A 17,320-nucleotide genomic window follows, 5' to 3' on the forward strand; every position below is an offset into this window, starting at 1 on the left:
CTTCCGGGTGTGACGCGCCCGGTTCCGGGTCACGGACAAGCGCCCAGAATATCGGGGATCGTGGAGCGGCGAGCCAGGGGTGCGCCCGGTCGGCGGGGCGCACCCCGCCAGGTCACAGGCGGCGTTCGTCCTCGGACACGACCGTGGTGGTGGGCGGCACGACCATACGGCGCCGGCGCATCACGCTCGCGTAGACGAAGACGCCGATGATGCCGACGATCATCATGATCCAGCCGACCATGTCGACGTTGACGGTGTCCATTTCCCAGTCGGTCGCGAAGGCGAGTATCGCCCCTGCACCGATGAGGATGATGCATCCTCCGAGTCCCATGAGTTCTGCCTCCTCGATGGCCGGAAGCTCCGGGCCGTGTACGCAGCGGGTACCCGGTCCGTCCGCACTCATGCTCCTGGGCGCTGGGGGAGGCCCTGGGTGAGGGCGTTCTGCGTGGGCACGACGACGCCGTAGAGGTCGGCGATGGTGGCGAGGGCGCTGTGGTGCACCTGGCCGGCGTCCAGTTCGGTGCCGGCGACCGGCAAGGAGCGGGTGGCACAGGCGTCGGCCACGACGGTGGGCCGGTTGCCGCGCAGGAAGGCGCCCTGAGCGGTGAAAGCGACGCACATGTGGGTCATGAACCCGGCGATGACGAGGTCGTTCCTGCCGGCCGCATCGATGTGTTCGCCGAGGCCGGTGCCGACGAACGAGTCCGGTGCCTGCTTGACGACGACGGTCTCGCCCTCGGCCGGTGCGACGCTCGGGTGGATCCGGCCGGTCTCGGCGCGGATGTCGTAGGGGGTGCCCGGACCGCCGTCGTTGATGACGTGGATGACCGTGGTCCCTGCCCGGCGGGCGGCGGTCAGGAGCCGGGCGGCGGCGTCGAGCGCAGGCTGCCAGCCGTCCAGTTCCATCACGCCGGTCGTGTAGGTGTTCTGGTAGTCGATGAGGACGAGGGTCGAGTCGGCGAGCTTCGCGGGGGTGTCGTCGAAGCCGTTGAGCCGGCGCAGCGTGGTTCGGGGCATGGCTGTGGCACCTGGGTTCCGGGTCGGGGAGAGCGGGCTCGCCGGTTCGGCGGCCTGCCCCTCGACGTTAGGACCCACCTCGGCGTGTCGGCAATGTCGTCTAACATGCAGAAACCGACATCCGGCTGGGCCGACCGGCCACAGCTCTGTCCTGACGGAGGGGGAGCACGGTGGAACGACTGGTCGTCATCGTCCTGTTCACGGGCGTCGACCTGCTCGACGTCACCGGACCGCCCGAGGTGTTCTCCCTCGCGCGTCGCGAGACGGACGAAGCGGCGGGTTACGAGGTGGTCCTCGCCGCCGAGACGATGGCTCCGGTCACCACCGCCGCCGGGGTCCGGCTCCTCCCCGACCTCACCTTCGACGACCTGACGGCGAGGAGTATCGACACCCTCGTCGTGCCCGGAGCGGTGGAGGTCGACGGCCGGGGCCGTGTGCACCCGCTCACCGACCCGGCCGTGGTGCGCCGGGTGGGACAGCTCGCGCGGCGCACGCGCAGGATCACGTCCGTCTGCGTCGGTGCGCACATCCTCGCCGCCGCCGGACTCCTCGACGGGAAGCGGGCCACCACGCACTGGTCCACCGCACAGCGGCTCGCCACCGACCACCCGCTGGTCGAGGTCGACGCCGATCCCGTCTTCATCCGCGCGGGGGACGTGTGGACCGGCGCGGGCATCAGCGCCTGCCTCGACCTGTCGCTCGCCCTGATCGCCGACGATCTCGGTGAGGCCATCGCGCTGCGGGTCGCCAGACAGCTCGTGATGTACCTGAAGCGTCCGGGCGGGCAGAGCCAGTTCAGCGTTCCGCTGGAACAGGTCTCCACGACCCGGCGCATCGAGGATCTTCGGCACTACATCATGGCGAATATCGGCGAACCGCTCACCGTCGCGGACCTCGCGGCGTACGGGCACATCGGTGACCGGCAGCTCACCCGGATCTTCAGGGCCGAACTCGGCACCACGCCCCACGCCTACATCGAGTCGGTCCGCGTCGAGAGGGCACGCAACCAGCTCGAATCCACCGATGCCACCCTCGAACGGATCGCGTCCGCCTGCGGCTTCGGCACCGTCGACACCCTGGTCAGGGCGTTCCGGCGCAGGCTCGACACGACACCGACCGAGTACCGGCGCCGGTTCCGGACCCGCCCGCAGTGACAGCGGTCCCCCTGTCGCCTTCGACAGGGGGGACCGCCGGGGGTGTGGGTCGTCAGCCGGCCAGGAACGACGCCAGCGCGTTCGCCAGGTGGTACGGATCGTCGGCGCCGCACAGCTCACGGGCGCTGTGCATGGACAGGATGGCCACGCCGATGTCGACGGTCTGGATGCCGTGCCGGGCTGCGGTGATCGGGCCGATCGTCGTGCCGCACGGCATGGAGTTGTTGGAGACGAACGTCTGCCACGGCACGCCCGCCTTCTCGCAGGCCGCGGCGAACACGGCCCGGCCGCTGCCGTCGGTCGCGTACCGCATGTTGACGTTGATCTTGAGGATCGGCCCGCCGTTGACGACCGGGCGGTGCGTCGGGTCGTGGCGCTCCGCGTAGTTGGGGTGGATCGCGTGGCCGGTGTCCGAGGAGAGGCAGACGGTGCCGGCGAAGGCGCGCGCACGGTCCTCGTACGTACCGCCGCGGGCGAACACCGAGCGCTCCAGGACCGTGCCGAGCAGCGGCCCGTCCGCGCCGGTGTCGGACTGCGACCCGTTCTCCTCGTGGTCGAAGGCGGCCAGCACCGGGATGTACGGGATCTCGGAGTCGGGCTGCCCGGCGACGGCCGCGAGGGCCGCGGTCGCCGCATGCACCGACAGGAGGTTGTCCATGCGCGGTCCGGCCACCAGCTCACGGTCACGGCCCAGGTAGGACGGCGCCTCGACGGGGTGCGGCATCAGGTCCCAGCCGGTGATGTCCTCGGCGTCGACGCCCGCCTCCTCGGCGACGAAGCGGATGAGATCGCCCTCCTCGACGTCGCCGAGCCCCCAGATGGGCTGCATGTGCTTCTGGCGGTCGAGCTTGAGACCGTCGGTGTTGGCCGACCGGTCCAGGTGTACGGCCAGCTGCGGGACGCGCAGGAGCGGCCGGTCGATATTGACGAGCCGGTGCGTGCCGTCGCGCAGCGAGATGCGGCCGGCGAGGCCGAGGTCGCGGTCCAGCCAGGTGTTGAGGAGGGTGCCGCCGTAGATCTCCACGGCGATCTGCCGCCAGCCGTACGCCCCGGTGTCGGGCAACGGCTTCACCCGCAGGTTCGGGGAGTCGGTGTGCGCGCCGGCGATCCGGAACGGGGTGTGCGCCCCGGCGCCCTCCGGTACGTACCAGGCCACGATCGCGCCGCCGCGCAGGACGTACTTCCCGCCGGTGGTTCCGTCCCAGGACGCGGTCTCCTCGACCTGCCGGAAACCGGCCTTCTCCAGCCTCGCCGCGGCGCTCGCCACGGCGTGGTAAGGGGAGGGGGCGGACATCAGGAAGGCCATCAGATCGTCGGTGTGGCCACGGTCGAACCGGAGGGAGGAACTCATGTTCTTCACTGTAACCAGACCCGGCCGGGAGAATTCACCGTCGTGCCCCGCTCCCCGCACGGCTACTGTCCGGCCAGCGCCGAGGACGGCTTCTCACCGTTCTGCGCCTGCTGGGCCCGCTCGGCGAACATCGCGGCGAAGTCCGTCACCTCCTGGTCGGAGACGGCCTTCCTGCCCTGGGTGCCGGTGCTGATGCCGAGTACGGTCGTGCCGACCCGGATCTGCGTGATGGTGGCCGGACCGCCCATGGTGCCCGTCCCGGCGCGGTTGGCCACGTGTTCCTCGCCCGGTTCGCCGACGTCGACCGGCACCGCGCCCACGCCGACCCGGTCCCCGCCGTAGTACTCGGCCAGAGCGTCATAGGCGGCGTCGGCGGACTTCTCGTCCTCGTAGGCGAGCGTCCAGAAGTTGAGCGAGGTGCCGTCGGGTTTCCGGGCGTAGGCCGAGGCGCCCCAGTACGTGATGTGGGCGCAGGCCGTCGCGCGCTTCTTCTTGTTCACCGACAGGCATACCGACGGCGGGAACTCCGGGTTCGGTTCCTGGGCGTCCGGCGTCATCACGCTCCGCCAGCCCGGTACCGCCTTCGCGTCCGGCAGGACCGAGGAGACCTCCGCCTTGTCGAGCGCTTTCGCGCTGCCACCGCTGTCCCCGCCGCCGCAGCCGGCGAGCAGCAGCGCGGCCGCCCCGGCCGCCGTGCCCCGGACGTACCACCGCTCGCGCGCACGACTCATGCGTCGGTTCCCCCTCGGATCGGGTTCGATCATAGGGAAAGCGCGGGTGGTGGCTGCCGGAGGGCGTCGATCGCCGTCAGATCGATATCGAGTCGTACGGCACGCCCGTACGACAGCACCGCCCTCCGAAGACGTCTCCGGGTGACGGTGCTGTCGTAGCGGTGATCGTGGTGCGGCAGGCCCTAGAAGGCGGCCTCGTCCAGCTCCATCAGGGAGTTGTCGACGGCCTCGGCGAGCGCGCGCTCGGCGCCGACGCCCGGCAGGACGTTCGCGGCGAAGAACTTCGCTGCGGCGATCTTGCCCTGGTAGAAGGCGACGTCCTTCGGGGAGGCGGTCGGCAGCTTCTCGGCGGCCACGGCCGCGCCCCTGAGCAGCAGGTAGCCGACGACGACGTCCCCGGAGGCCAGCAGCAGGCGGGTCGAGTTGAGGCCGACCTTGTAGATGTTCTTGACGTCCTCGCCGGTCGCGGTGAGGTCGGTGATCATCGTGCCGACGATCGCCTCCAGGTCCACGGCGGCCTTCGCGAGGTGGTCCAGCGCGCCGGACAGCTCCTCGTTGCCGTGGGCGCCCGCGAGGAACTTCTTGATCTCCTCGGAGAGCGTGTTGAGCGAGGCTCCCTGGTCGCGGACGATCTTCCGGAAGAAGAAGTCCTGGCCCTGGATGGCCGTCGTGCCCTCGTACAGCGTGTCGATCTTGGCGTCACGGATGTACTGCTCGATCGGGTACTCCTGGAGGTACCCGGAGCCGCCGAACGTCTGGAGGGACTGCGCCAGCTGCTCGTACGACTTCTCCGAGCCGTAGCCCTTCACGATCGGGAGCAGCAGGTCGTTGAGGCCGTGCAGTGCCTTCGCGTCCTCGCCCGCGGCCTCCTTCTCCTGGATCGCGTCCTGGACGGAGGCGGTGTAGAGCACGAGGGAGCGCATGCCCTCGGCGTACGCCTTCTGCGTCATGAGGGAGCGGCGGACGTCGGGGTGGTGCGTGATGGTGACCTTGGGGGCCGTCTTGTCCATGAACTGCGACAGGTCGGTGCCCTGGACGCGCTCCTTGGCGTACTCCAGCGCGTTGAGGTAGCCCGTGGAGAGCGTGGCGATGGCCTTCGTGCCGACCATCATGCGGGCGAACTCGATGATGCGGAACATCTGGCGGATGCCGTCGTGCTTGTCACCGATCAGCCAGCCCTTGGCGGGGTGCTGGTCGCCGAACGTCATCTCGCAGGTGTTGGACGCCTTGAGGCCCATCTTGTGCTCGACGTTGGTCGCGTACACGCCGTTGCGCTCGGCCAGCTCGCCGGTGGTCCAGTCGAAGTGGAACTTCGGGACCATGAAGAGGGAGAGGCCCTTGGTGCCGGGTCCCGCACCCTCGGGGCGTGCCAGCACGTAGTGAATGATGTTCTCGGACATGTCGTGCTCGCCCGAGGTGATGAAGCGCTTCACGCCCTCGATGTGCCAGGAGCCGTCCTCCTGCTCGACGGCCTTGGTGCGGCCCGCGCCGACGTCGGAGCCGGCGTCCGGCTCGGTCAGCACCATCGTCGAGCCCCACTGCTTCTCGACGGCGATCTCGGCGATCTTCTTCTGCGCCTCGTTGCCCTCGTCGAAGAGGATGCCGGCGAACGCCGGGCCGGAGGAGTACATCCACACGGCCGGGTTGGCGCCGAGCAGCAGTTCCGCGTAACCCCAGATGAGGGAGCGCGGCGACGTGGTGCCGCCGATCTCCTCGGGCAGGCCCAGGCGCCAGTACTCGGAGTCCATGAAGGCCTGGTAGGACTTCTTGAACGAGGCGGGCACCGGTGCCGTGTTGGTCTCCGGGTCGAAGACCGGCGGGTTGCGGTCGGCGTCGGCGTAGGAGTCGGCGAGCTCGTTCTCCGCGAGGCGGGTGACCTCGTCGAGGATGCTCTTCGCGGTCTCGACGTCCATCTCCGCGAACGGGCCGGTGCCGTACAGCTTGTCGCGCCCGAGGACCTCGAAGAGGTTGAACTCGATGTCGCGGAGATTCGACTTGTAGTGCCCCATGGGAAGGCTCCGTAATCAATAGCAGTGGCGCGCAGCGCCCCGTGGAGGGGTGGCCCGGACTTTGCGGCCTCGACCGGCCGCCATCACCTGACCCTCACGATGATGCTACCCGTCAGTAATAAGACGCAACCCCTCAAGGGTCAGATGTGTCCGATTACTCTTTGCCTCATGTACGGCTACGACCAGAACCAGGGCGCACAGCAGCCGATGGGTGGCGGCTACGGCGAGCAGCCGCTGTATCCCGAACCCTCGCCGCCCTCGCTGGGCGACGCGGTACGGGCCTTCACGACCGGCTCGCTGTCCGCCGAGGACTTCCAGCAGATCTTCGCGACGTCGAAGGTCTACTGCCCGCGCGGCGACAATCCGGGGTTCCTCGCACTGCACAACACCCAGCAGCCCGTGATCCCGATGTTCACCACGCTCAAGGAGCTGAGGCTGTACGCGGGCAAGGAGTCCAAGTACTTCGTGATCACCGGCGCCGAGGTGATCGATCTGCTGCCCACCGGTTACGGCTTCGTCCTGGACATGGAGGGTGAGCACCGCATGGTCTTCGATGCCAAGGCCGTGGAACAGATGGTCGACTTCGCGATGCGTCGCATGTACGGCTGATCGCCGTCCTTCCGGAAAGGGGCCCGTACCGCTCGGCGGTACGGGCCCCTTCTGCTGCGCCCGGCGGGGTGGGAATGGATGACACCTTGCAGGATGTTCACCATTCAACTAAATTAGTTCAAGAACAGTCCCCCGGAGGTGGCTCCCATGCCCGCAGTGACCGTAGAGAACCCGCTGACCCTGCCCAAGGTCGCCGCCGCAGGCGACGCCGTGGCCCGTCCCGTGCTCACCGTGACCACGGCGCCGAGCGGCTTCGAGGGCGAGGGCTTCCCGGTCCGCCGCGCCTTCGCGGGGATCAACTACAAGCACCTCGACCCGTTCATCATGATGGACCAGATGGGTGAGGTGGAGTACGCCGCGGGAGAGCCGAAGGGCACTCCGTGGCACCCGCACCGCGGCTTCGAGACCGTGACCTACCTGATCGACGGCACCTTCGTCCACCAGGACTCCAACGGTGGCGGGGGCACCATCCAGAACGGCGATACGCAATGGATGACAGCCGGATCAGGGCTGCTCCACATCGAGGCGCCGCCGGAGTCGCTCGTCATGTCGGGCGGCCTCTTCCACGGTCTCCAGCTCTGGGTGAACCTGCCCAAGGCCGACAAGATGATGGCCCCGCGCTACCAGGACATCCGCGGCGGCCAGGTCCAGCTGCTCGCCTCCCCGGACGGCGGCGCGCTGCTCCGGGTGATCGCGGGCGAGCTCGACGGCCACGAGGGCCCGGGCGTCACCCACACCCCCATCACGATGATCCACGCCACCGTGCGCCCCGGCGCCGAGGTGACGCTGCCGTGGCGCGAGGACTTCAACGGCCTCGCGTACGTGCTCGCGGGCCGCGGCACCGTCGGTGAGGAGCGTCGTCCCGTCCACAAGGGCCAGACCGCCGTCTTCGGCGCCGGCTCCTCGCTGACCGTCCGCGCGGACGAGCAGCAGGACGGCAACACCCCGGACCTGGAGGTCGTCCTCCTCGGTGGACGTCCCATCCGGGAGCCGATGGCGCACTACGGGCCGTTCGTGATGAACAGCCAGGCCGAACTGAAGCAGGCCTTCGAGGACTTCCAGGCCGGCCGTCTCGGCACCGTGCCCGCCGTCCACGGAATGTGAGCCCCGAAGCCGCCGTATGACGGTCCATCGCTCATACGGCGGCACGGACGGGACACCGCACCTGCGGCGTGGTCGGGTGAGAGGGTGCAGACCCCGAAGCCCCTCCTGCCCGACGCCGCCCGGCGGACCGCCGCCTGGTGCGGGGTCGTCCTGCTGGTCGCCGGCGTCGCCGCCGTCGGGGTCTGGCTGTGCGTCGCTCTGAAGACCGCGGTCACGCCGGTCCTGCTCGCGCTGCTCGGTACGGCGCTGCTCGGACCGGTCCACCGCCGCATGACCGCCCACGGGGTGAACCGTTCGGTGGCCGCCGGGTTCACCTGCGCCCTGCTCGTCGGCGTGGTCGGCGGCGCGGGATACATCGTCGTCGCCTCGCTCATCGAGACGGGCGGCCAGATCGTCGCCTCGCTGAAGGACGCCGGGCAGTGGGTCGTCGATCACTTCGGGGTCGCCGACGGGGTGGACGTCGCCGACCTCGCGACCAGTGCCAGGAAACTCGTCGAGAAGTTCGGGGCGAGTGCCGCGGGCGGGCTCCTCTCCGGGCTCACCCTGGTCGGTTCCCTCGTCGCCACGAGCGTCCTCGCCTTCCTGCTGACCTTCTTCTTCCTCCGCGATTCCGACCGGGCCGTGAAACTGGCGCACGACATCGCGCCGCGCGGCACCGGAGACCTCGTCGAGGCGATGGGCAGGCGGGCCTTCGAGGCGGTCGAGGGCTTCATGCGCGGGACGACGCTCATCGCCCTGATCGACGCGGTCTGCATCACGATCGGTCTGCTGATCCTGCGCGTGCCCGGCGCGGTGGGGCTCGGCGCGCTGGTCCTGGTCGGCGCCTACATCCCCTACCTCGGTGCCTTCATCTCCGGAGCCGTCGCGGTCCTGGTGGCACTCGCGGACCGGGGGGTGGTGATCGCGCTCTGGGCGCTCGGGGTCGTCCTCGCCGTCCAGGTGCTGGAGGGGCACGTCCTCCAGCCGATGATCCAGAGCCGTACGGTCCAGATGCACCCCGCCATGATCCTGATCGCTCTGACGGCGGGCGCGAGCGTGGCGGGGATCCTCGGAATGCTGCTCGCGGTCCCGCTGTGCGCGGCGGCCTTCGGCATCCTGGGCGAGCTGCGCAAGGCCGGCCCGAACGCCCCCGGGGCTCAGGCCGGACCGCCCGGGCAGCCGGAACCGTAACCCCTCGCGGGGCCCTACGGCTCCGGCTCCGCCTCCGCCGATTCGTACAGCTCGAACCAGATCGACTTGCCCGCGCCCCTCGGATCCACGCCCCACGCGTCGGCGAGCATCTCCATCAGCACCAGGCCCCGGCCGCTGGACGCCATCTCGCCGGGCCGCCGCTTGTGCGGCAGGTCGTCGCTGCCGTCGGACACCTCGACCCGCAGTCGCCGCTCGCCGTGATCCCCGCTCGCCTGCGCGACCATCAGCGCGTCGCCGTCCGTGTGGACCAGCACGTTCGTGGCCATCTCGGACACCAGCAGCACGGCCGAGTCGACCTGCTCCGGGTCCGCCCAGTCGTGCAGCAGCTCGCGCAGCAGGGTCCGGGCCGCGGCGATCCGCTCCGGTTCGGCCTGGGCGATGGTGAGCGCGGTCCGGCGGGGCGCGGTCGGATGCGTCGTGGAGACCTCGCGCCGCAGCAGCAGGACCGCTATGTCGTCCTCGCGCCGGTCGGCGAGCGGCCCCGTCGTGTAGTGCGAGGCCGGCCCGTGCACGGCCTGGACCAGTTCGTCGGCGAGCTTCTCCAGATCGTCGGTATGCCGCTCCAGGATCGGCCGGAGCCGGACCCAGCCGGTGGCCAGATCGTGCCCGCCGGTCTCGATCAGCCCGTCCGTGCACAGCATGATCGTTTCTCCGGCCTCCAGCGTGATCCGGGTCGTCGGGTAGTCCGCGTCGGACTCGATGCCGAGCGGCAGCCCGCCCTGGGTCTGCCGGATGACGGCGGTCCCGTCGCCGGTCATGACCACGGGGTCGGGATGGCCGGCCCGAGCGATCTCGAGGATGCCGGTCTCCGGGTCCGCCTCCGCGTACAGACACGTCGCGAAGCGCGCCCCCGTCTGCTCGCCCTCCTCGTACGCCTCGGTGAGGCCGGACAGGAAGCGCGAGGCGCGCGAGAGCACCGCGTCCGGGCGGTGCCCCTCGGAGGCGTACGCGCGCAGGGCGATCCGCAACTGGCCCATCAGCCCCGCGGCCCGTACGTCATGCCCCTGGACGTCCCCGATGACCAGCGCGATGCGGCCGTTGGGGAGCGGGATCATGTCGTACCAGTCGCCGCCGACCTGGAGGCCGCCCCCGGTCGGGATGTAGCGGGCGGCCACCGTCATCCCGGGGATGTCGGGCCCCAGGGACGGCATCATCGAGCGCTGGAGCCCCAGCGACAGCTCCCGCTCCGTCTCGGCGACCCCCGCCCGCGCGAGCGCCTGGGCCAGCATCCGGGCCACGGTCGTCAGTACCGACCGTTCGTCCGGCGAGAACGTGACCGGATGCCGGAACCCCGCCATCCAGGTGCCCATCGTGCGCCCCGCCACGATCAGCGGCAGAAAGGCCCAGGAACCTCGCCCGAACCGCCGGGCCAGCGGCCAGGTGGCCGGGTAGCGGTCCCGGTAGTCGTCGGCCGTCGGCAGATAGACCGCCCGCCCGGTCCGTACGACCTCGGCGGCCGGGTAGTCCGTCTCCAGCGGCATGTCGCTGAACGGGCCCTCGTCGCCCATGTTGTGCCCGTGGTGCCCGATGATCGTCAGCCGTTCGCCCGCGACCCCGAAGACCGCCAGCCCGTCCGGTGAGAAGCCGGGCATCGAGAGCGAGTACGCCACCCGCAGCACCTCGGCCGTCGACCGGGCCTCGGCCAGCGCCCGCCCCGCGTCCAGCAGGAACGCCTCGCGGGAACGCCGCCAGTCACCGGTGATCGGGGTGTGCGCCCCGGTGGTGCCCGGCTGGGGCTCCGCCACCTCCTGGAGCGTGCCGACCAGCACGTAGTCCCCGTCGGACCTCAGGGGCTTGGAACGGCTCCGGACGGTCCGCAGCACCCGGCCGTGCTCGTCCACGATCCGTAGCCGGGCCTCGGCGAGCGTGCTCTCGGAGACGGCTAGGTTCACCACCCCGTAGATCTCGTTCCAGTCGACGGGGTGGAAGCGCGAGCGCACCTCCGACTCCCGGAAGACGCTGTGCTCGGCGGGCAGCTCCAGCAGCCGGGCCGCCTCCGCGTCGAGCGTGACGGTCCCGGCCCGGTTGTCCCAGCGCCAAAGACCGGTCGCGGTCGCGGCCAGTACTTCCTCGGTGCGCATTGCCCCACTTTAGGAAGATGTGCGGCACGAACGCCACCGAGGGCCGCGCCCGCCCGGGCCGCCGACGATCTTGATCCGGACAATGACAATGAAACGGCCCGGTCGCGGGCGGTAGCCTGGGGTGGCTGAATCATCCCCCAACCGCGAAGACTGGATGAACGACGATGCATCGGTACAGGTCCCACACCTGCGGCGAGCTCCGCGCCTCTGACGTCGGCACCGACGTCCGGCTGAGCGGCTGGCTGCACAATCGCCGAGACCTGGGTGGCATCCTCTTCATCGATCTGCGCGACCACTACGGTCTGGTGCAGCTCGTCGCCCGACCCGGCACCCCCGGTAACGACGCCCTGGCGAAGCTGACCAAGGAGACCGTCGTACGGATCGACGGCAAGGTCTCCGCCCGCGGCGCCGACAACGTCAACCCGGAGCTGCCGACCGGCGAGATCGAGATCGAGGTCACCGAGGTCGAGGTGCTCGGCCAGGCCGCCCCGCTGCCCTTCACGATCAACGCCGAGGACGGGGTCAACGAGGAGCGGCGCCTGGAGTACCGCTTCCTCGACCTGCGCCGCGAGCGCATGCACCGCAACATCATGCTGCGCTCGTCCGTCATCGCCTCCATCCGCTCCAAGATGGTGGCCCTCGGCTTCAACGAGATGGCGACCCCGATCCTCGCCGCGACCTCTCCCGAGGGCGCCCGTGACTTCGTGGTCCCGTCCCGCCTGAACCCGGGCAAGTTCTATGCCCTGCCCCAGGCGCCGCAGCAGTTCAAGCAGCTGCTGATGATCTCCGGCTTCGACCGCTACTTCCAGATCGCGCCGTGCTTCCGCGACGAGGACGCCCGCGCCGACCGTTCGCCCGGCGAGTTCTACCAGCTCGACGTCGAGATGTCGTTCGTCGAGCAGGAGGACGTCTTCCAGCCGATCGAGAAGCTCATGACCGAGCTCTTCGAGGAGTTCGGCAACGGCCGCCACGTGACCTCGCCGTTCCCGCGCATCCCGTTCCGCGAGTCGATGCTGAAGTACGGCAACGACAAGCCGGACCTGCGGGCCCAGCTGGAGCTCGTCGACATCTCCGACATCTTCGCGGACTCGGAGTTCAAGGCCTTCGCCGGCAAGCACGTCCGCGCCCTTCCGGTGCCGGACACCGCGGGTCAGTCCCGGAAGTTCTTCGACGGCCTCGGCGCGTACGCGGTCGAGCACGGCGCCAAGGGTCTCGCCTGGGTCCGCGTCGGCGAGGACGGCACGCTGGCGGGTCCGATCGCCAAGTTCCTCACCGAGGCGGACATCAAGACCCTCACCGAGCGTCTGTCCCTCGTCCCCGGCCACGCCGTCTTCTTCGGCGCGGGCGAGTTCGACGAGGTCTCCAAGATCATGTCCGTCGTCCGCGTCGAGGCTGCCAAGCGCGCCGGCCACTTCGAGGAGGGCGTCTTCCGCTTCTGCTGGATCGTCGACTTCCCGATGTACGAGAAGGACGAGGACACCGGCAAGATCGACTTCTCGCACAACCCCTTCTCCATGCCCCAGGGCGGCATGAAGGACCTGGAGGAGAAGGACCCCCTCGACATCCTGGCGTGGCAGTACGACATCGTCTGCAACGGCATCGAGCTGTCCTCGGGCGCCATCCGTAACCACGAGCCCGAGGTCATGCTGAGGGCCTTCGAGATCGCCGGTTACGAGGCGGAGACCGTCGAGCGGGAGTTCGCGGGCATGCTGCGCGCGTTCCGCCTCGGCGCCCCGCCGCACGGCGGCATCGCCCCGGGCGTCGACCGCATCGTGATGCTGCTGGCCGACGAGCCCAACATCCGGGAGACGATCGCCTTCCCGCTCAACGGCAACGCCCAGGACCTGATGATGGGTGCCCCGAGCGAGCTGGACGAGACCCGTCTGCGCGAGCTGAACATCCAGCTCCGCAAGCCGGTCGCATCCTCGAAGGACGCCACCGACAAGTAGCCCGTCCGCGCCCACGGCGCACCCACCGGGTTTCACGTGAAACAGCCCCTGGCGCATTCGCCGGGGGCTGTCTCACGTCCATGGAGCACCCGGGAGTCACACAGGAACGCACAGCCCGCGCTCATGCCCCTGCCAGCTGGGCTCCCTAGCCTCCCTCGCATGACAGAGAATCAGGGACCCGCGCACAAGAAGGACGTCACCCGTCGCCGGATGATCATCGCCGGTGGTGCGGTCGTCGCCGCGGCCGGCCTGGGAGCCGGGGCCGTCGCGAACGCGTCGGCCGGGGAGAGCGGTGGCGGCAGCGGCGGCAAGAAGACGGCCGGCGGACAGGGCGAGGCGTGTTACCGGCTCACCGCGGAGACCACCGAGGGCCCGTACTACATCGACGCCGACAAGATCCGCAAGGACATCACCGAGGGCAAGGAGGGCATCCCGATGACCCTCCGGCTCAAAGTGATCGACACGGACACCTGCAAGCCCGTGAAGCAGGCGGCCGTCGACATCTGGCACTGCGACGCCCTCGGGGTCTACTCCGGCTACGAGAGCATGAGCCAGGGCGGCCCCGGCGGAGGCACCCCTCCGAGCGGCGCCCCCACGGACGCCCCGTCCGGCACCCCCACCGGAACGCCCCCGACCGGCACACCCCCGTCGGGCGGCCCCGGCGGCGGTGGCGGACACAGCGAACCGACCGACGACGAGCGCTATCTGCGCGGCACCCAGCTCACCGACAAGCACGGTTACGTGGAGTTCCGGACGGTCGTCCCGGGCTGGTACCAGGGCCGTGCCGTGCACATCCACACCAAGGTGCACGTCGGCGGGAAGATGACCGACGCCGGGTACGAGGGCGGACACACCTGCCACACCGGCCAGTTCTTCTTCGCGGAGTCCGCGGTCCTCGACTCGGCGACGGCCGAGCCCTACTCCACCAGCACCACCACCCGTACGACCCTGACCGAGGACACCATCTACGACCAGAGCGGTGTCACGGGCGGGCTGCTGAAGCTCTCGTACCGGAAGAAGCACATTGAGCGCGGCGTCGTCGGCACGATCACCATGGGCGTGGACCCGGACGAGACGCACGACGGAACCGGGATGTGACCGCCCCCGGCCGCTCCGCCCACTGACCCGCCCTCCGATCCGCCCACGGACCCGCACGCCGGATCCGCTCACTGATGCGCACACCCCCCCGCCTCCTCAGGCCTGCGTACCCCCACGGAGACGAAGGGCCCGGCACCGGACATCCGCCCCGGTTCCGGGCCCTTTGTGATGCGCACCGACAGATGCCTGCACGCATACAAGTACAAGAATCACCCGAACGGTGAGACCCGGATGGCCCCGATGCCGGATTGGCGGGACGCGGCTGCGGCAAAGACTGCCTGGGCCGACCCCCGGTGCAGCGCGGACCCCGGCCCGTGTCCGCGAAGCCCCGTATCCGGCCACCTACCGCTGAGGAGCCCTTCGTGCCCGTGCCCCGTTCGCGCGTTCCGCTGCGCCTGCCGTACGTCGTCTGCGCCGCCCTCCTGTTGCTGCTGGCGGGGTGCGGATCGGGCTCCCTCGTCGACATGGACGGGAGCGGTGCCACCACGAAGGCCGCGGGCGCCTCCGGCGTACCCGGACCGCCCGGGGCCTTCGGCACCCCGGGTGCGCCCGCGCAGCTCCGGGCCGCGGTACCGCCCGCACCGCCGCGGGAGATCCCGGGCCTGGGGGTGCAGACCAGGGCGCAGATCCCGGCCGGGGCCAGGCAGGCGTTCGTCGTCACGGGTCAGTCACCGGACTCCAACCTCTCCACGGCCGTCCTCTACACCCGGGACGACCCGGCCGTGGGCTGGCGGGCGGCCCTGACGCCCTGGCCCGCCCACAACGCCCTGAGCGGCTGGACGGCCGAGCACTGGGAGGGCGATCTGCGCTCGCCCGTCGGCGTCTTCACCCTGACCGCGGCGGGCGGCCGCCTCGCTCCGCCGAAGACGGCGCTCCCGTACGACCTCAGCCCGGACTTCCAGGTGGAGGGTGAGGGCTTCCACGGGGAGCCGCTGGAGGGCTCCTTCGACTACGTCGTCGCCATCGACTACAACCGCGTCCCCGGTACGTCACCCCTGGACCACACCCGTCCCCTCGGCCAGGAGCGCGGCGGCGGCATCTGGATCCACGTCGACCACGGCGGCCCCACCCAGGGATGCGTCTCGGTCACCGAGGACCGGATGAAGGAGCTGCTGGGCGTGCTCGACCCCGCGAAGGAACCCGTCATCGTGATGGGGGACGCGGCGTCCCTGAGCCGTTGAGGGCGACCGAGCGGCCGAAGAACCGGCCCGCTGACAGGAGACATGCGGAAGGGGCGGGGCCGCGCACAAGCGACGGCCCCGCCCCTTCTCCGCACGAAGGACCCGCTACGCGGGCTTCTCCTCCAGGCGCGGGAACAGCACCGCGCCCTTCGTCACCGTCGCGCCCGCCTGCAGCAGGCCCCAGGTGCCCGCGTCCTGCACGTGCTGGTCGGACAGCGCGCCCAGGGACTCCTCGGCGCCCAGGGACTCCCACAGCTTCTGCGAGGTGTCCGGCATGACGGCGTTCAGCAGGACCGCGACACCGCGCAGCGCCTCGGCGGCCGTGTACAGGATCGTCGCGAGGCGGGCCTTGCCCTCGGGCGACTCGTCCTTGGCGACCTTCCACGGCTCCTGCTCCGTGATGTAGCCGTTGACCTGCTTCACGAAGTCGAAGACCGCCAGGATGCCGCCCTGGAAGTCCAGCTCCTCGCCGATCTTCCGGTCGGCGATGGCGACGGCCTTGGCCAGCCCCTCCTGGACCGCCTGCTCGGCCTCACCCTCGGCCGTGGCCCCGGGGAGCGTACCGCCGTAGTACTTGCCGACCATGGCCGCCAGGCGCGAGGCCAGGTTGCCGTAGTCGTTGGCGAGCTCGGAGGTGTAGCGGGCGGTGAAGTCCTCCCAGGAGAACGAACCGTCGCTGCCGTACGCGATGGCCCGCAGGAAGTACCAGCGGTACGCGTCCACGCCGAAGTGCGAGGTCAGGTCCTGCGGCTTGATGCCCGTCAGGTTCGACTTCGACATCTTCTCGCCGCCGACCATCAGCCAGCCGTTGGCGACGACCTTGCCGGGCAGCGGCAGCCCCTGCGCCATCAGCATCGCCGGCCAGATGACCGAGTGGAAGCGCAGGATGTCCTTGCCGATCAGGTGCACGTTCGCCGGGAACGTGCCGTCGAACTTCTCCTGGTTGGCGCCGTAGCCGACCGCCGTCGCGTAGTTGAGCAGGGCGTCGACCCACACGTAGATGACGTGCTTGTCGTCCCACGGGACCGGGACGCCCCAGTCGAAGGTCGAGCGGGAGATCGACAGGTCCTGCAGGCCCTGCTTGACGAAGTTCACGATCTCGTTGCGCGCGGACTCCGGCTGGATGAAGCCGGGGTTGGCCGCGTAGAACTCCAGCAGCTTCGGGCCGTACTCGCTGAGCTTGAAGAAGTAGTTCTCCTCCTTGAGGATCTCCACCGGCTTCTTGTGGACCGGGCACAGCTTGACGCCGTCCTCGTCCTCGATGAGGTCGCCGGGGAGCTTGTACTCCTCGCAGCCCACGCAGTAGGGGCCCTCGTAGCCGCCCTTGTAGATCTCACCCTTGTCGTACAGGTCCTGCACGAACTCCTTCACACGGTCGGTGTGCCGCTTCTCCGTCGTACGGATGAAGTCGTCGTTCGCGATGTTCAGGTGCTCCCAGAGGGGCTTCCACGCTTCCTCGACGAGCTTGTCGCACCACGCCTGGGGCGTGACGCCGTTCGCCTCGGCCGTGCGCATGATCTTCTGACCGTGCTCGTCCGTGCCGGTGAGGTACCACACCTTCTCGCCGCGCTGGCGGTGCCAGCGGGTGAGCACGTCGCCTGCGACGGTCGTGTAGGCGTGGCCCAGGTGAGGAGCGTCGTTGACGTAGTAAATGGGGGTCGAGACGTAGAACGCCGTCGCCGCCTGCTTCTCGGATCCAGTGGCCGCCATGGTCGAAATCCTAACGGTCCGTGGGAGATCCACTCACACCGATAAACCCGGGAGCGGATGCGGAGAGCTTTGCGAAACATCCCGTCCCGTAGCAAAGACGCATCCTGGGAGGGAGTGGACACGCATGCACGAGGC

At 69.8% G+C, this 17,320-nt stretch carries 14 protein-coding genes; 7 read left to right on the forward strand and 7 right to left on the reverse strand.

What is annotated here, in order from left to right; all coding sequences use genetic code 11:
• Positions 1–112: 112 nt before the first annotated feature.
• Complete coding sequence (locus tag OG538_RS18485; protein ID WP_359081045.1) at positions 113–331, reverse strand: DUF6458 family protein; 219 nt, start codon at positions 329–331, stop codon at positions 113–115.
• 68 nt (positions 332–399) lie between these two features.
• Positions 400–1,017 (reverse strand): isochorismatase family protein, encoded by a 618-nt coding sequence (locus tag OG538_RS18490; RefSeq protein WP_406094939.1) that lies wholly within the window; start codon positions 1,015–1,017, stop codon positions 400–402.
• 170 nt (positions 1,018–1,187) lie between these two features.
• On the opposite strand from OG538_RS18490, the gene OG538_RS18495 reads away from it, so the two are divergent.
• Positions 1,188–2,171 (forward strand): GlxA family transcriptional regulator, encoded by a 984-nt coding sequence (locus OG538_RS18495; protein ID WP_406094941.1) that lies wholly within the window; start codon positions 1,188–1,190, stop codon positions 2,169–2,171.
• Between the two features lie 52 nt (positions 2,172–2,223).
• Here OG538_RS18495 and OG538_RS18500 read toward each other — a convergent pair whose 3' ends face one another.
• From OG538_RS18500 to OG538_RS18510, 3 genes are all read right to left on the reverse strand, one after another.
• On the reverse strand, positions 2,224–3,522 hold the full coding sequence (locus OG538_RS18500; protein ID WP_406094943.1) for a M18 family aminopeptidase: 1,299 nt from the start codon (positions 3,520–3,522) through the stop codon (positions 2,224–2,226).
• 62 nt (positions 3,523–3,584) lie between these two features.
• Entirely contained in the window at positions 3,585–4,253 is a 669-nt protein-coding gene (locus OG538_RS18505; protein ID WP_406094945.1) for a hypothetical protein, read from the reverse strand.
• A gap of 182 nt (positions 4,254–4,435) precedes the next feature.
• Complete coding sequence (locus OG538_RS18510) at positions 4,436–6,262, reverse strand: acyl-CoA dehydrogenase (protein WP_406094947.1); 1,827 nt, start codon at positions 6,260–6,262, stop codon at positions 4,436–4,438.
• 168 nt (positions 6,263–6,430) lie between these two features.
• Here OG538_RS18510 and OG538_RS18515 point away from each other — a divergent pair, with 168 nt between their 5' ends.
• From OG538_RS18515 to OG538_RS18525, 3 genes are all read left to right on the forward strand, one after another.
• Positions 6,431–6,871 carry an SseB family protein gene (locus OG538_RS18515; RefSeq protein WP_136207169.1) on the forward strand — a complete coding sequence of 147 codons (441 nt, stop codon included), beginning with the start codon at positions 6,431–6,433 and terminating at the stop codon, positions 6,869–6,871.
• 147 nt (positions 6,872–7,018) lie between these two features.
• Positions 7,019–7,975 carry a pirin family protein gene (locus tag OG538_RS18520; protein ID WP_406094949.1) on the forward strand — a complete coding sequence of 319 codons (957 nt, stop codon included), beginning with the start codon at positions 7,019–7,021 and terminating at the stop codon, positions 7,973–7,975.
• Positions 7,976–8,059: 84 nt separating this feature from the next.
• Positions 8,060–9,145, forward strand: coding sequence for an AI-2E family transporter (locus tag OG538_RS18525; RefSeq protein ID WP_406094951.1), 1,086 nt, complete (start codon positions 8,060–8,062; stop codon positions 9,143–9,145).
• Between the two features lie 14 nt (positions 9,146–9,159).
• Here OG538_RS18525 and OG538_RS18530 read toward each other — a convergent pair whose 3' ends face one another.
• Positions 9,160–11,247, reverse strand: a complete 2,088-nt coding sequence (locus OG538_RS18530; RefSeq protein ID WP_406094953.1) for a SpoIIE family protein phosphatase — start codon at positions 11,245–11,247, stop codon at positions 9,160–9,162.
• Positions 11,248–11,411: 164 nt separating this feature from the next.
• Here OG538_RS18530 and aspS point away from each other — a divergent pair, with 164 nt between their 5' ends.
• The 3 genes from aspS (at position 11,412) to OG538_RS18545 (ending at position 15,475) form a co-directional block, all read left to right on the forward strand.
• Positions 11,412–13,196 carry an aspartate--tRNA ligase gene (gene aspS, locus OG538_RS18535; protein ID WP_406094955.1) on the forward strand — a complete coding sequence of 595 codons (1,785 nt, stop codon included), beginning with the start codon at positions 11,412–11,414 and terminating at the stop codon, positions 13,194–13,196.
• A 159-nt stretch (positions 13,197–13,355) separates the two neighbouring features.
• Positions 13,356–14,294 (forward strand): intradiol ring-cleavage dioxygenase, encoded by a 939-nt coding sequence (locus tag OG538_RS18540; protein WP_406094957.1) that lies wholly within the window; start codon positions 13,356–13,358, stop codon positions 14,292–14,294.
• A gap of 362 nt (positions 14,295–14,656) precedes the next feature.
• Positions 14,657–15,475: a L,D-transpeptidase family protein gene (locus tag OG538_RS18545; RefSeq protein WP_406094959.1), complete on the forward strand. Its 819-nt coding sequence runs from the start codon at positions 14,657–14,659 to the stop codon at positions 15,473–15,475.
• A gap of 105 nt (positions 15,476–15,580) precedes the next feature.
• Here the strand turns inward: OG538_RS18545 and metG are convergent, their stop codons facing one another.
• Complete coding sequence (metG, locus tag OG538_RS18550) at positions 15,581–17,185, reverse strand: methionine--tRNA ligase (RefSeq protein ID WP_406094961.1); 1,605 nt, start codon at positions 17,183–17,185, stop codon at positions 15,581–15,583.
• Between the last annotated feature and the right edge of the window lie 135 nt (positions 17,186–17,320).

This window comes from Streptomyces sp. NBC_01013 (assembly GCF_045162765.1).
Classification (GTDB): domain Bacteria; phylum Actinomycetota; class Actinomycetes; order Streptomycetales; family Streptomycetaceae; genus Streptomyces.

What these genes read in the sequence shown, in the direction of transcription:
- OG538_RS18540 (WP_406094957.1), top strand. Translation starts at nt 13,356, where the DNA reads ATGACAGAGAATCAGGGACCCGCGCACAAGAAGGACGTCACCCGTCGC.
- OG538_RS18515 (WP_136207169.1), top strand. Translation starts at nt 6,431, where the DNA reads ATGTACGGCTACGACCAGAACCAGGGCGCACAGCAGCCGATGGGTGGC.
- OG538_RS18485 (WP_359081045.1), bottom strand. Translation starts at nt 331, where the DNA reads ATGGGACTCGGAGGATGCATCATCCTCATCGGTGCAGGGGCGATACTC.
- OG538_RS18505 (WP_406094945.1), bottom strand. Translation starts at nt 4,253, where the DNA reads ATGAGTCGTGCGCGCGAGCGGTGGTACGTCCGGGGCACGGCGGCCGGG.
- OG538_RS18510 (WP_406094947.1), bottom strand. Translation starts at nt 6,262, where the DNA reads ATGGGGCACTACAAGTCGAATCTCCGCGACATCGAGTTCAACCTCTTC.
- OG538_RS18530 (WP_406094953.1), bottom strand. Translation starts at nt 11,247, where the DNA reads ATGCGCACCGAGGAAGTACTGGCCGCGACCGCGACCGGTCTTTGGCGC.
- OG538_RS18500 (WP_406094943.1), bottom strand. Translation starts at nt 3,522, where the DNA reads ATGAGTTCCTCCCTCCGGTTCGACCGTGGCCACACCGACGATCTGATG.
- OG538_RS18520 (WP_406094949.1), top strand. Translation starts at nt 7,019, where the DNA reads ATGCCCGCAGTGACCGTAGAGAACCCGCTGACCCTGCCCAAGGTCGCC.
- OG538_RS18490 (WP_406094939.1), bottom strand. Translation starts at nt 1,017, where the DNA reads ATGCCCCGAACCACGCTGCGCCGGCTCAACGGCTTCGACGACACCCCC.
- metG (WP_406094961.1), bottom strand. Translation starts at nt 17,185, where the DNA reads ATGGCGGCCACTGGATCCGAGAAGCAGGCGGCGACGGCGTTCTACGTC.
- aspS (WP_406094955.1), top strand. Translation starts at nt 11,412, where the DNA reads ATGCATCGGTACAGGTCCCACACCTGCGGCGAGCTCCGCGCCTCTGAC.